Source organism: Sabulicella glaciei, assembly GCF_026183895.1.
Taxonomy (GTDB): domain Bacteria; phylum Pseudomonadota; class Alphaproteobacteria; order Acetobacterales; family Acetobacteraceae; genus Roseococcus; species Roseococcus glaciei.
Genome location: NZ_JAPFQI010000002.1, coordinates 1 through 13,390 on the forward strand (window position 1 = coordinate 1; position 13,390 = coordinate 13,390).

Consider the following 13,390-nt stretch of genomic DNA (forward strand, 5'->3'; position numbering starts at 1 on the left):
CGAGCAGGGCAGCGAGCCGGTCGGCAGCACACCGGAGGAGTTCTCCCGCTTCATCGCGGCCGAATTGCCGAAATGGGCCGAGATGGTGCGGATCTCCGGCGCCAGCGTCGATTGAGGATGCTGCCAACCAAGCCGAGAAGCATGCCCGCCTTGTTTCAGAACCGCTTTGCCTCGCCGCAGCGCTCGACTGGCTCAGAGGCTAACGGGCCATAGGCGCAGATGAAGCAGATGCCGGCTAGAAGGAAGCGAACTCACCACCCAGCGAGGGTCGGCCATCAGTCAGCTGCCGTGGCGTTATTCTCGGTCCGCTGTGCTCGGCCGGCCGTCGGCTTCTCAAGAACGTGCTACCTCCCGGTGGCCGCGGGGCCGTCTTTACCAGTCGTAACGACCGCCTCTACGACCAGAGCCCGAGACAGCAAGTAAATGACGCTCGATAGGCGCGCTCACACGGGAGCCGTACCTTGAGCAGAAGGGCGATTTCAGTAACTGTGTACATTCGGGTAGGAAATTTCACTAATTGCGAGCGCTCACATGTTGGTCATACGAGCTTGTGACAAAAGATCGAGGATTTTGACCGGATCGCACAGAGCACTCATCCGGCATAGCCGCCCTCGTCGAGGTAGCGTTGCTCCTCTGCGGTCATCGTGCGGCCGAGGATCGGATTGCGGTGTGGAAAGCGACCGAAGCGGCGGATGATGTCGCGGTGGCGCTCGGCATGCGACAGGCTTGGCTGGCCGAGGCCGTGGGCGAAGGCCACGGAGCGCTCCTGGTCCGCCAGATCCTCGGAATGTCCGAAGGGCAGGTAGACGAACAGCCGCATCGCCGGCTCCAGCGCCACGTCATGGCCTGCTGCTATGGCGGCGGCGGCGATCTGCCTCGCAAATGGGTCGCTGGCATACATGCGCCGCGTACCGCGGAAGGCGTTGCGCGGAAACTGGTCCAGCAGCACCAGCAGGGCGAGCGATCCTTCGGGCGTGCCCGCCCAGGCCGCCAAGGCGCCGATGGTGGCGGCTTCATGCAGCGCCAGGAAGCGCGTGCGGAAGCGGGTGTCGAACGCCTCGTCCTTGGCAAACCAAAGTCTGGGACCTGCCTCGCGCCAGAAACTGGTCACGTCGAGAATGCCAGGATGGTCCGTGGTGCCGGAAGCGCGATTGGCCAGGGGGAGGGCAAAGAGGGATCTGCGGTGTGTCATCAAGCCGATATCCCTGACGCACTGCCCTGCATCCAGTGGTATGATTTCACCAATATGCTGCACGAGATCGATCTCTCTCGCATCGACCTGAACCTGCTGGTGCTGTTCGAGGCAGTGCTGCAGGACCGTCATGTCGGGCGGGCGGCGGCCCGGCTGAGCCTGTCTCCTTCTGCTGTCAGTCATGGCCTCGGCCGGCTGCGGCGGCTGCTGGACGACCCGCTGTTTCTCCGCCATCCGAAGGGGGTGGTGCCAACCGCCGCAGCTGAGGCGCTGGCGGAGCCGGTCGCCGAGATCCTGCGCCGCGTCCGGCAAGTCGTCGCCGGGAGCAGCCGCTTCGACCCCGCCACCTCGACCCGCCGCTTCGTCATCGGCGCGCCAGACGGGATTTCTACCGTCATCCTGCCGCCGCTGCTGGCCGAGATCGGAAAGGTGGCGCCGGGCGTCAACCTGGTGCTCCGGCAGGCGATGCATCCCTTCGAGGCGGCGCTGGCCGAACTCGACACGCGCAGCCTCGACGTGGCCATCCTGCCGATCGACGCCATCCCAGCGCGCTTCGCGGCGCGGCCCGCCTATGCCGAGGATTTCGTCGTGGCGATGCGGCGGGGACATCCGATGGGCGCGGCGCCAACGCAAGCTGCCTATTGCACGGCCTCGCATGTCCTTGTGTCGCAGAGCGGCGATGTGCAGGGCAATGTTGACGACGTGCTGGCTGAGCATGGGCTGCGTCGGCGCGTGGCGCTGGCCGTGCCGAATTTCCTGCTGGCGCTGGCGGTGGTGGGACAAACAGATTTCATTGGGGCGCTGCCGCGCCAGCTCGTTGCCGCCCATGGGGTGCGCTTCGGCGTGGTGGCCGCAGAGGTGCCGCTGAAGCTGCGGCGCTTCCCCATACGGGCGATCGTGCCGAAGGTGGCGTTGCGGGATGCCGGGATCGCTTGGTTGCTGGCGCTGATCGAGCGTGGCGACCGCTGAATTGGCACGCCGCAAGTGGTCCGTTCCTGATGCGAACTTTCAGCGGAGCTTCCCAAGCTGGTTGGAGAGACCTTCCAGGAGACGATTCTCGTTTGCTGACGTGCGCGGTATCCTTCGTGATGCACTGGACCATGCCCTCGATGTCGCTGATGGTTCAGAAGCTGTGCTGATCAGTCATGGTCACCTGCCCGATCTTCGCCTAGTTGACTTGGTGCATGATGACGTTCGTGGGCTCTGACGGGCTCACGCCATAGGTCACCCGCATAGCGTAGCAGTTGGGTACGTCGGCCGCGTTCAATGCCATGGCGGGCGGCGGAGTCTTGATCATCTCTGGGCTTCTCCGTCCGGTGATCGGACTGATCGCCGTGACGTCGGACAAGCTTGAGCGCGAGCACGTGGAAGAGGCCTTGCGGTTCGCCACCGGCGCCAAGGAATGCGGGTGCCCCTCGCGTCTGCGTGAATGGGCCAGACGATCGCCGCGCTCCGCGAGGGGTGCTCCAACGCGATCACACGGTCCATTCCAAGGATACCACTAGCGCTTCCACGGCTGCATCCACGGCGCCCCCGTACCTCCTTCCTCGTCCCGGACAGGCAACCGTGCCCCACCGGTAAACGAGGAGAACCATCATGAGCACCAACACTATTGAGGCTTCCTCGCCGAAGCGCCCGCCGACGCCGCGCAACGGCGTCGATACGCCCAAGCTCTTCGCTACCATCGCCGTCGTTGCGGACCAGCCCTCGCTGGCCGAGTTCCGCTTCCGCGCGCAGGGCCGCTGGATGGGCGGAACCCACAGCCGCACCACCATCTCCGGCTTCTACGGCGTCGGCGGGGAGATGCGCCACGTCGAGGCCATCGAGGCCGACTCCGACCACCCGAGCGTCCTGTGCGGCGAGGATCGCGGGCCGACTCCCGTCGAGTGGCTGCTGCACGCGCTTGCTGGGTGCCTCACGGCCGGCATTGCGAACATTGCCGCTGCGCGGGGCGTCAGCCTCGGCTCGGTCGCGTGCGACGTCGAAGGCGACATGGATCTGCGCGGCATTCTCGGGCTTTCCCGCGACGTGCGGAACGGCTTCCGGGCGATCCAGGTGAGATTCCGCGTCACCGGGGACGCGCCGGCGGAGACGCTGCGCAAGATCGTCGAGCAGTCCCGGGCGCGATCCGCCGTGTTCGACGTGCTCACCAACGGCGTGCCCGTCGACATCAAGATGAACAGCTGAGCGGAACGAGCCCCGTCGGCCACCTGTGGCCGGCGGGTAGGGCGCAGTGGAGGGAATCATGCGAAGCGTTCAGGCCATCATCATCGGCGCCGGCCAGGCAGGCCTCGCGATGAGCCACTGTCTCGGCCGCCACGGCATCGACCATGTTGTGCTCGAACGCGGGCGCGTCGCCGAGCGGTGGCGGACCGAGCGATGGGACTCGCTGCGGCTGCTCACGCCGAACTGGATGAGCCGCCTGCCCGGGTGGTCCTATCAGGGGCACGATCCGGATGGCTACATGGCGATGCCGGAGGTGGTCGAGTTTCTCAGCAGCTATTCTCGCCTTTCCAGGACTCCCCTCGAAGCCGGCACGGATGTGCTGTCAGTCCGCCGCGTTCCCGGCGGCTATCAGGTGGCGACCAGTCGTGGAACCTGGGCGGCAGGGGCGGTCGTGGTGGCGACGGGCCATTGCGGTCACCCTGCCATCCCGGCGATGGCGCGTTGCCTGCCGTCCGCGATCGGCCAGGTCACGCCTTCCGATTATCGCAGGCCTTCGACGCTCGCCGATGGCGGCGTGCTGGTGGTCGGTGCGTCGGCCACCGGCGTCCAGCTCGCGGAGGAGATCCATCGTTCCGGCAGACCCGTCACGCTCTCGGTCGGGAGTCACACGCGGCTGCCACGGACTTACCGCGGACGCGATATCATGTGGTGGATGGATCGCATCGGCGTGCTCGACGAACGCGCTGGCGATGTCCCGAATCTCCAGCGTGCGCGGACGCAGCCCTCGCTGCAACTCGTCGGATCAGTGGATCGGCGCAGCATCGATCTCGACACGCTCCGGAAGACAGGCCTGCGCATCGTAGGTCGCGCCATCGGGGTCGAGGGCGGGTTGGTGCATCTGCGCGACGATTTGGCCGAAACGACCACCGCCTCGCAAGGCACTCTGGCGCGTCTGCTGGCACGGATTGACGCGGCGGTGCCCGACGCCAACGGCCAGGGCCGCGTGGAGGCCGCGGCCTTGCTGCGACCCGTGGCCTTTGAACCCGCCCCCCCTGCACTCGACCTCGCAGCCGACGGCATTCGAACGGTGCTCTGGGCGACCGGCTACCGAAGGAGCTACGGCTGGCTGCGCGTTCCCGAGGTGCTCGACGCGTCCGGGGAGATCATCCACCGCGACGGCGTCACGGCCGTCCCCGGCCTCTGTGTGCTCGGGCTGCGCTTTCTCCGGCGGCGAAAGTCGAGCTTTCTCGATGGTGTCGGAGGCGACGCCGAGGCGATCGCGAAGCACCTCATCGCTCAACTGACGTCGCCGCGCCGCGTCGCGGCCTGACCGGGAGGACGTACCATGCCCAAGAGGACACGATACGACGCCTTGGTGGTCGGGGCGCGCTGCGCGGGCGCCACCACCGCCATGCTGATGGCGCGCCGCGGCATGCGGGTGCTGGCCATCGACCGCGGCGCCTATGGCGCCGACGCCCTGTCCACCCACGCGCTGATGCGCGGCGGCATCCTTCAGCTCCATCGCTGGGGCGTCTTGCCGCGCCTCCTGGAGATGGGCACGCCGCCCGTACGCAGCACCACCTTCCATTACGGCGACGAGGTGCTGGAACTCCCCGTCAAGCCTGGCCACGGCGTGGACGCGCTCCTTGCGCCCCGCCGGACCCTCCTGGACAGCGTTCTCGTGGATGCGGCCCAGGAGGCCGGCGCGGAGGTGCGGCACCAGCATACGCTGACCGACCTGATCCGGGACGGGTCCGGCCGGGTCCGCGGCGCGTGCGTCGTGGACGACGAGGGCCGATGCGCCGAGATCGAGGCCGGGCTCGTCGTCGGCGCCGATGGCCTTGGTTCCGCCGTCGCGCGGCTTGTGGACGCCTCCTTGCTGAGAGTGGCGCGGCACACCAGCGCAGTGATCTACGGTCACTGGTCCGGCCTCCGCTCCTCTGGATATCACTGGCATTACCGTCCGGGCGTGAGCGCGGGCGTCATGCCCACCAATGCAGGGCGGCATTGCATCTTCGTTGCCATGCCCCCGGCGCGGATGCGCGATCTAGCTTTCCGGGCAGATCCAGCCATGGGCTACCGCCGCGTGCTCGCGGAAGTGTCGCCAGCGCTGGCCGAGGCAGTCGCGGCCTCGACGCTGGAGAGCCGCCTTTGGGCCTTTGCTGGCCGCAAGGGCTTTCTGCGGGTTCCCAGCGGTCCTGGCTGGGCCCTGGTCGGCGATGCTGGCTACTTCAAGGATCCGCTGACCGCGCACGGGATCACCGACGCCTTCCGAGACGCGGAGCTGCTGGCGGATGCGGCCACACGCGGCTCGGAAGCGGATTTCGCCGACTACGCCGCACGGCGCGACGAATTATCGGTGCCGCTGTTCGAGGCGACGGACGCGATCGCATCCTTCGACTGGAATCTGGACCGTCTGAAGACCTATCATCAGGCGCTGAACGCCGCCATGCGTCGCGAAGTGGAGCACCTCCTCGCCGCGCGGGTTGGCGACCCCATCGAAGCGGGAGGGTGCCGATGACATCGAAATCAGCAACTTCGGCCTGGGCGGCGAGCTTGCGGGGAAAGCCCGGCCTCGGCTGTGTCGCAGAGCGTACCCGCCGGACGCGCATGCGCGACGTGGAGATGTTTTCCGAGATGACCGGGGACCGCAATCCTCTGCATTACGATGCCGACCTCGCCGCCCGGTCGCCTTTCGGCGCGCTGATCGTCCAGGGCGGCGTCACCTCGGGCCTGCTCAACGCCATCGTGGCTGAGGACCTTCCCGGGCCGGGCAGCGTCTTCCTCGGCGTGGAGTGGCGCTTCCTGAAGGCGGTGTCCGTCGGCGAGGAGATCGTCGGCCGGGTCGAGGTGACCTCCGTGCGGGACGACAAGCCGATCTGCACGCTCCGCACCGAGGTGCGCAACGCGAAGGGCGAGGTCTGCCTGGTAGGCACGGCCGTCACCTACACGGTGCCCCTCTCCGGCCGGCCTTCGGACGCGGGCAACTGACACGCGATGTCCGCAGGTGATCGCTGCCACGGGGAAGGCGGCCTAATCCGTTCAGGCGGTCTTGGCCGTTTCCGTTGCCGCCGAGAACCGGCGGATCTCCGCGCGGTCCATCGTTCCCGCCATCCAGGCGTCGAGCGAGCGCATCAGGGCCACTATGGGCCGGTTGGCTGGAGCGAACACGAACTCTCCCACATGGGCGCCGCGCGCGAAGGCGGCGGCCAGCGCGGCGCTGACGAGCAGCCGCCCGATGCCGCGGCGCCGGTGGCCCGGATGCACCGACACCGCCACCTCGACGCGATGCATGAAATGGACCGGCTGCGCTTCGGCGATGCCCAGCAGCTCGCCGCTCAACCTGTCTATCGCACCGAACACCACCGCGCGCTCCAGGTCGAGCCGCTGGGCGTAGGCGTGCACCGCCGCATCGCCAAGGGCGAGACCAAACCGTGCCCGCCGGTCCGCCGCGTCGAGCCCCAGCAGGTGACGCTCGATGCGGGACAGGTCGCTCGCCGCCAGCCGCCGCACATTCCAATCGGCAGGATCCGAAGCGTGGGATGGGGCGTCGGCGACCAGGGCCACCTCACATTCCTCCAGTGGACATGCACCGCTCCCGAACTTTGGAAGGAATGTCGCCGCGGAAGAGGCCGATGTCCTTCAGCGTGGCGTCATCGAGCGCCTCCAGCGCGGCGGCCATGCGCCGCTCCCGCCAGCGGCGCTGGATCGCGCCGAAGAGGGCGAGGGCCGGGGTCCAATGATTGGTGGCCAGATGGCCGGTGATGCTGTTCATAATCCTTTGCTCCTCCGCCGGAATGGCGGTGAGGGCAGGATGCGAAGGCCGCGTGTGATGTACCGTTGGCGGCGGCGTGGAAACGTCCGGCATTGCGTCGTATTGGCGGGTGGCCGAGGCTGCGAGGGCGAGGTGGGGTCCCGAGGCCGGTGGTATCGCTCGTGAGCAGCCGCTTCATTGCGGCCGCCCGGATCGGCGTTCGTCCTCCCTGCGCCGAGCAGGCGGCTGAGGGAGGTTCCAGATGGAGCTGAGCGTTGGCACGGCGGAGCTGCGGGCGCTGCTCGACGGCATTCCCGCGCGCGTGGTCCTCTACGACCGCGACCGCCGGCATCGCTATGTCAACCGCGACTATGCGCAGTTCGTGGGGCGGGAACCCGAAGCGATCCTGGGCCACACGCTGGAGGAGGTGATGGGGCCTGAGGCCTATGCCCGGCTCCAGCCCCATTACGCCCAACTACGCCCTCACTGGGAGCGAGCACTGAGCGGCGAGGCCTCGCGCTGGGAGGGCTGGCTGCCCTACAGCGCCGAGGGCGAACCCTGCTTCGTCCAGCGCTTCTACCTCCCGCATCGCGGGCCCACCGGCGCCGTGGACGGGTATTTCATCTTCACCCGCGACCTGACCGTGCTGAAGCGGAGCGAGCAGCAGCTCGCGGAGCGCTTGGACGCATTGCGAGCGAGCGAGGCGCTCAACGCCGCAATCACGGCCTCGGCGCTCGACTGCGTCGTGGTCGTGGACGAGGCCGGGCATGTCATCGAGTTCAACCCCGCGGCGGAGCGGACTTTCGGTTACGAGCGGAGTGCGGCGCTGGGCCGACCCATCGGCGATCTCATCGTGCCGCCCGCACTTCGGGATCGGCACGCCGAGGGGTTCCGGCGTTACCTGACAACCGGCCAGGGCACCATGCTCGGGCGGCGCATCGAGATTGAGGCGATGCGGTCGGACGGCGCGGTCTTCCCGATCGAGCTGGCGATCACCGAGGTAAGGCTGCCGGAGCGGCGCCTCTTTACGGCTTATCTTCGCGACCTCACGGAAGCCCGCGCGGCCGCCCGCGAGATCCGGCGCCAGCGGGATGCGCTGGCGCAAAGCGAGCGAATGGCGGCCTTCGGATCGCTTCTCGCCGGCGTGGCGCACGAGCTGAATAATCCGCTCTCCATCGTGCTGGGCGGCGCCTTGATGCTGAAGGAGGAGGCAGAGACCGTGGCGCCGGCCTTGGTGACGAAGGCGGAGCGAATCCAGGTGGCGGCCGAGCGCTGCAGCCGGATCATCCGATCCTTTCTCGCGATGGCGCGGCAACAGGCGGCCGAGCGGCGCCCGCTGGCAGCTGCTGATCTCATGGAAGACGTGCTGAACCTCCTGGCCTACGGCGTGCGCAGCGCCGGCGTCGAGGTGGAGCGCGACTTTCCGGCTGATCTGCCACCGCTGCTGGGCGACGCCGACCAGTTGCACCAGGTGCTCGCGAACCTCGTGACCAATGCCCGGCAAGCGCTGGAACGGCAGCCTGGCCCGCGCCGCCTGCACCTCTCGGCGCGAGAGGTCGCGGATGGGATGATCGAGATCGCGGTGGAGGATAACGGGCCCGGCATCCCCGCCGATGTCAGGGGACGAATTTTCGACCCATTCTTCACCACCAAACCGATCGGTGTCGGAAACGGCATCGGCCTCGCCGTGTCGCGCGGCATTGCGGAGGCTCACGGGGGTACGCTCGACCTGGCCGAAAAATCGGCCGGCGGCGCCCGGTTCCACCTGCGGCTGCCAAGCGCCGCCGCTGCGGCCCCGACCCCACGGGTCGCCGCGGCGGACGCCGCGCCAGACGGGGCAACCGGCCAGCTGCGAGCCCTCATCGTGGATGACGAGCCGGCCTTGGCACAGGTGGTGGGGGAAAGCCTCGCGGCATCCGGCTTCGCGTGCGATTTGGCCTCGACGGGGCGAGAGGCGCAGGCCCTCCTCGCCATCCATCGCTATGATGCCATCCTGTGCGACCTTCGCATGCCGGATATCGACGGCCCCGCACTGTACGCCTGGATGGCGGACGAACACCCACACCTCTGCAAACGCATCGCCTTCGCGACCGGGGATACCTTGTCGCCTTCCGCCGCCGCCTTTCTCGCCAGTTCGGGACGACCGGCCCTGGAAAAGCCGCTGGTGCCGGCCGATCTGCGTCGGGTCATCGCGTCGCTCGCGGCCGACGGGGCGTCGCCGCACGAGACTTCATGACGTGACCAGGTCCTCGTTCATCGGTGCCGCCGCGGTCTTCGCAGGGCTTGCGAAAGTTTGGTCCCGTCCGGCGTGTCGAGGGGGTCCTCGGAATGACGCCCCGCGAAGGCGTCGGGGTGTGGGTCAAGAAGTTCAAGGCTGCTGATGCGGACGGCGTCGCCGAACTGTATCATTCGAACGCCGTAAAGCATCAGGTTGCGCAGCAACCGGTCGAAGGCCGTGAAACGATCTGGACGAAGTTCGCGGAGGTTTTTGGCAGGCCGCCAATGGTCCGCATTGTGGAGGCCATACACGAGGCGGGCGACGTGATTGCACTTGAGTGGCGCAATGCATTGAGCTTACGCGGTTACGGTTTCTTCACGGTGCACGATGGGAGATTCGCATTCCAGCGCGAGTCTGGGACAAGCCATCCTTTCCGAAGCTGCATGGGCTGCCCAGTCGAGTAGCGTTTCGACCCGGCTGCGGCGCAATCTTGCCTCGATGAATAATACTCCAGGAATATTGGTTTCGACTACTGTGGTGACTTGCGCCAATCTCGATTGGCGCGGGCCCCGGCACCCGTTAGTGTGAAGAAACAGTGGCTGGAATGGGTGCACGAAATGCTCACCATCCGATTGCTCGGCGAGGTCTCGGTGATACGTGGTGGCGAGGCCCTGGCTCTGCCGCCTTCCAAAAAGACGCGTGCCCTGCTCGCCTACCTCGTCGCGACCGGCCGGCCGCAGAGCCGTGAGAGGTTGTGCCGCTTGCTCTGGGAGGTGCCCGACGATCCGCGCGGCGCCCTGCGTTGGTCGCTCAGCAAGCTGCGCGCAGTCGTCGACGATCCCGGGGACGGGGCGCGCATCCTCGCGGACCGCGACACCGTCCGCTTCGTTCCGAATGGCGTAGCCTGCGATCTCCACGCCTTGCGGGCGGCCGCGGTGGCGCGGCCAATCGAGGCCTTGCCGGTTGAGCATCTGCGGGCAGTCGCCGAGGCCGTGAACGGCGACTTCCTGGAAGGCCTGGACCTCCCCACGCAACCGGAATTCCAGGCTTGGTGCGTGGCAGAACGGGAGGAAGCACGCCGTCATCATGCCGCCGTCCTCGGCGCCCTTGTCGCACGGCTCGCCCCCGATGCGCCGGAGGAGGCGCTGGTGCATTCGCGCCGGCTTGTCGCGCTCGACGCATTCGATGAGCAGGAGCGGGCTGGATTGGTCGAGCTGTTGGCACGTACCGGCCGTCGCGAGGAGGCTGAGCAGCACGTTGAAGCAGGATTGAGCGCTCTCCGCGAGGCGGGACTTCCGGCAGCGGAGCTGTCTCGCGTCGGACGCCAGTTGCGTGCCGCGAGGGCTAATCGCGGGAGCGGTGGCGCCGGAGGGGAGGTGGGGGAGCTAGAAGCCGTAGTGCGTCCGGCATTGGCCGTCACCGCCGGGTCTGATGCGGCCATGGCGGGACGGCGCATAGTCGTCGTGGATGACGAGCTGGAACTCGGTCGCATCGTCGCTGAGTACCTCGAACGCCACGGCTTCTCCGTGCGCACCGCTGCCAGCGGAGCAGCACTGGATGCGGTGCTGGCCAGCGGCTCGGCCGACCTTGTGGTGCTGGACGTTAACCTTCCCGGAGAGGACGGTTTCGCCATCGCGCGACGCCTGCGGGCCCGGGGTGGACCGCCGATGCTGTTCCTCAGCGCTGCGGCCGAGGTGGTGGACCGCGTGGTCGGTCTCGAGCTGGGCGCCGAGGACTACCTTACCAAGCCGTTCGACCTGCGCGAGCTGCGGGCGCGCATCCAGGCCGCCTTGCGCCGAACGGAAGTGGTTTCCACTGGATCGGATCGAACAGTGCCGGGGCTGTCCGACGGCGTGTCTGTCGGTGGCGATGCTCGGCCCAGTGTGGCGGCCAGCGAAGCGCGTGGTTTCAGGCTGGCGAAGAACGGCGGCACGGGCGGCCCGCGAACCAAACAAGGTCAGGAGGTGCGTTTCTGCCGCTCGGCCGACGGCGTGCAGATCGCGTACGCCACCAGCGGTGCGGGTCCACCTTTGCTCAAGCCAGCCAACTGGATGACGCATCTAGAGCACGACTGGGAGAGCCCAGTCTGGCGTCACTGGCTGCGTGAGCTTTCGCGCAACCACCGCCTGATCAGGTACGACGAACGCTGCAACGGTTTGTCGGACTGGCACGCGGAGGACCTGTCGTTCGATGCATGCGAGCGCGATCTCGAGGCCGTCATCGAAGCTGCAAACCTCCAGCGCTTTCCGATGCTGGGCATCTCACAGGGATGCGCTTTCGCGGTGGCCTATGCGGTGCAGCATCCCGAGCGCGTCAGCCGCCTCGTCTTGTATGGCGGATACGCACGCGGCTGGGCCAAGCGAGGCGATGCCGCGCAGGCGGACACGCGCGCCGCGTTCGGCACGCTGATGCAGCATGGCTGGGGCGTCGACAACCCGGCATCCCGGCAGCTCTTCACGTCCCTGTTCGTGCCGGATGGCACGTCGGAGCAAGCGCAGTGGTTCAACGAACTGCAGCGCGTCTCGGCTTCGCCCGAGAATGCGTTCCGGCTGCACGAGGTCTTTGGACAAGTGCAGATCGAGGCGCTACTGCCGCGTGTCCGCGTTCCCACGCTTGTCCTGCACTGCGTCGGCGACAGCGTGGTGCCTTTCGAGGAGGGTCGGCGGCTGGCCAGGGGTATCCCCGGCGCGCGGTTCGTTCAGCTGGAGGGACGAAACCACATCCTGCTCGAGGAGGAGCCGGCGTGGGAGCGTTTCCTGGCCGAAGTGCGACCCTTTCTCGAAGCAGACGTCGCACCAAATCACGAGAAGGCGGTCGAGCCCGTCGCCGGGGAACTCAGACCATAGGCTGGCATTGTGCCGACCAGCCACGAGGGATCGTAGATCTGGTTGGCACGCTCGATGGCAGCACGACGAAGGCGATGCCACCGCGATAACATATCGAAGGCTGAGTGCGTCGTCTCGCGATGTATGGCCGCATTCTCCCAGACACCGGGTGACTAACGAATGACGCTGCGCTCGGCGTGACTGCTAACATCATGTGGTGACGGCATGGGTCCACAGCCAGCTGCAGACGCACTGACAATCTTCGGTAACAGCGATCCGAACCGACTTGAGGCCGGTTCGAGATCGGGATGCGAAGGACGCTCGTGCGTGCGCGTCCAGGCTTAGCCGGCTTCGGCCAGAGGGCTGCTTCTCGATCGGAGCCTTGTCGCCATGGCGCGATAGATTCGGTCATACTCACTCTTCCAGAAAGGTGGTTGAGGAGGACTCGTAGGTTCCGAGGTCATGTTGTGATCTCCATATCCGAGACTTTTCAGAACGGTAGGGCGCGGTTCTATCCGTGGGTTCTTCAGCCGCGCCGACCGGCCCGCGGCCGCGCGCCGGGCACGTCTCAATGATGCACATCGGGTCGGCTCTCTGCGGCAGCCGATGCCATTCGTTCCTCGGGAACGCGGCCGAAGCCCTCCGGGCCGCCGTCCACAAGCTGGAGAAACACCTCGTAGCCCAGGCTCTCCTGCAGACGCTCCATCAGGTCGCGGCACAACGCAGCCGGAGCGCAGTTTCCGGTGCACCGACCGAGGAAGCGAGCCTCAGCTTCCGGTCCGTATTCGAGCGCCGGTGCGGCGATCGCGAGCCCGGACATCAGGACGAGTGCAGAGGCGAACGCTATGGCCAGCTTGCGATGCGGGCCAGCCGCGCCCGTCGCAAGGCGATGCCGACGCGCGTTTCCGTGACCGGCCATCCAGCTGTCGCCTCTTTCGTCACGCCGGGCATCGGGAGTTTGGAAGGCATTGTGCGTACTCATGTCTGCTTCTCCTTGCTCACATGTTTCGTTCGGGCCGGGGTCCGACCACGGAGAAACAGTGAGGCGCCGGAGTGTGAGCGGGCGGGGGAGCCGACGTGGTAATTGCGGCATGCAGCGTTGTAGGACCGATGAAGTGCGTCGCAGCCCTTGTGGGTTCTGCTTGAAAGTGAGGGGCGATACCGCTTGGTCTGCCGTATGCAGATGAGGCGACGTCAAGGGCGATGAGGGCGAGGTGGAGCGGGCGCGGCAAGCG

12 protein-coding genes are annotated in these 13,390 nt (G+C 67.2%); 8 read left to right on the forward strand and 4 right to left on the reverse strand.

The window, feature by feature from the left end; genetic code table 11:
• Positions 1-592: 592 nt before the first annotated feature.
• On the reverse strand, positions 593-1,324 hold the full coding sequence (locus OF850_RS05215) for a DUF924 family protein (protein ID WP_301588865.1): 732 nt from the start codon (positions 1,322-1,324) through the stop codon (positions 593-595).
• On the opposite strand from OF850_RS05215, the gene OF850_RS05220 reads away from it, so the two are divergent.
• From OF850_RS05220 to OF850_RS05240, 5 genes are all read left to right on the forward strand, one after another.
• Positions 1,292-2,161: a LysR family transcriptional regulator gene (locus tag OF850_RS05220; RefSeq protein ID WP_301588866.1), complete on the forward strand. Its 870-nt coding sequence runs from the start codon at positions 1,292-1,294 to the stop codon at positions 2,159-2,161. The genes OF850_RS05215 and OF850_RS05220 overlap by 33 nt on opposite strands.
• 627 nt (positions 2,162-2,788) lie before the next feature.
• A complete protein-coding gene (locus tag OF850_RS05225) occupies positions 2,789-3,379 on the forward strand; it encodes an OsmC family protein (protein ID WP_301588867.1) in 591 nt (196 codons plus the stop codon).
• Positions 3,380-3,437: 58 nt separating this feature from the next.
• The gene (locus tag OF850_RS05230; protein ID WP_301588868.1) at positions 3,438-4,688 is read left to right on the forward strand and encodes an NAD(P)-binding domain-containing protein; all 1,251 of its coding nucleotides are present in this window, start codon (positions 3,438-3,440) and stop codon (positions 4,686-4,688) included.
• Between the two features lie 15 nt (positions 4,689-4,703).
• Positions 4,704-5,879, forward strand: coding sequence for an NAD(P)/FAD-dependent oxidoreductase (locus OF850_RS05235; RefSeq protein WP_301588869.1), 1,176 nt, complete (start codon positions 4,704-4,706; stop codon positions 5,877-5,879).
• Positions 5,876-6,349, forward strand: a complete 474-nt coding sequence (locus OF850_RS05240; protein WP_301588870.1) for a MaoC family dehydratase — start codon at positions 5,876-5,878, stop codon at positions 6,347-6,349. Before OF850_RS05235 ends, OF850_RS05240 begins: the two co-directional genes overlap by 4 nt.
• A gap of 51 nt (positions 6,350-6,400) precedes the next feature.
• On the opposite strand, the gene OF850_RS05245 is transcribed toward OF850_RS05240, so the two are convergent.
• Together OF850_RS05245 and OF850_RS05250 are read right to left on the reverse strand one after the other, a co-directional pair.
• A complete protein-coding gene (locus tag OF850_RS05245; protein WP_301588871.1) occupies positions 6,401-6,925 on the reverse strand; it encodes a GNAT family N-acetyltransferase in 525 nt (174 codons plus the stop codon).
• Position 6,926: 1 nt separating this feature from the next.
• Positions 6,927-7,133 (reverse strand): DUF1127 domain-containing protein, encoded by a 207-nt coding sequence (locus OF850_RS05250; protein WP_301588872.1) that lies wholly within the window; start codon positions 7,131-7,133, stop codon positions 6,927-6,929.
• Between the two features lie 241 nt (positions 7,134-7,374).
• Between OF850_RS05250 and OF850_RS05255 the strand changes: the two genes are divergently transcribed.
• The 3 genes from OF850_RS05255 (at position 7,375) to OF850_RS05265 (ending at position 12,176) form a co-directional block, all read left to right on the forward strand.
• Positions 7,375-9,348, forward strand: a complete 1,974-nt coding sequence (locus OF850_RS05255) for a PAS domain-containing hybrid sensor histidine kinase/response regulator (RefSeq protein ID WP_301588873.1) — start codon at positions 7,375-7,377, stop codon at positions 9,346-9,348.
• Between the two features lie 92 nt (positions 9,349-9,440).
• Positions 9,441-9,794: a nuclear transport factor 2 family protein gene (locus OF850_RS05260; RefSeq protein ID WP_301588874.1), complete on the forward strand. Its 354-nt coding sequence runs from the start codon at positions 9,441-9,443 to the stop codon at positions 9,792-9,794.
• A gap of 153 nt (positions 9,795-9,947) precedes the next feature.
• Positions 9,948-12,176: an alpha/beta fold hydrolase gene (locus OF850_RS05265; protein WP_301588875.1), complete on the forward strand. Its 2,229-nt coding sequence runs from the start codon at positions 9,948-9,950 to the stop codon at positions 12,174-12,176.
• A gap of 547 nt (positions 12,177-12,723) precedes the next feature.
• Here the strand turns inward: OF850_RS05265 and OF850_RS05270 are convergent.
• A complete protein-coding gene (locus tag OF850_RS05270) occupies positions 12,724-13,137 on the reverse strand; it encodes a hypothetical protein (protein ID WP_301588876.1) in 414 nt (137 codons plus the stop codon).
• Positions 13,138-13,390: the final 253 nt, after the last annotated feature.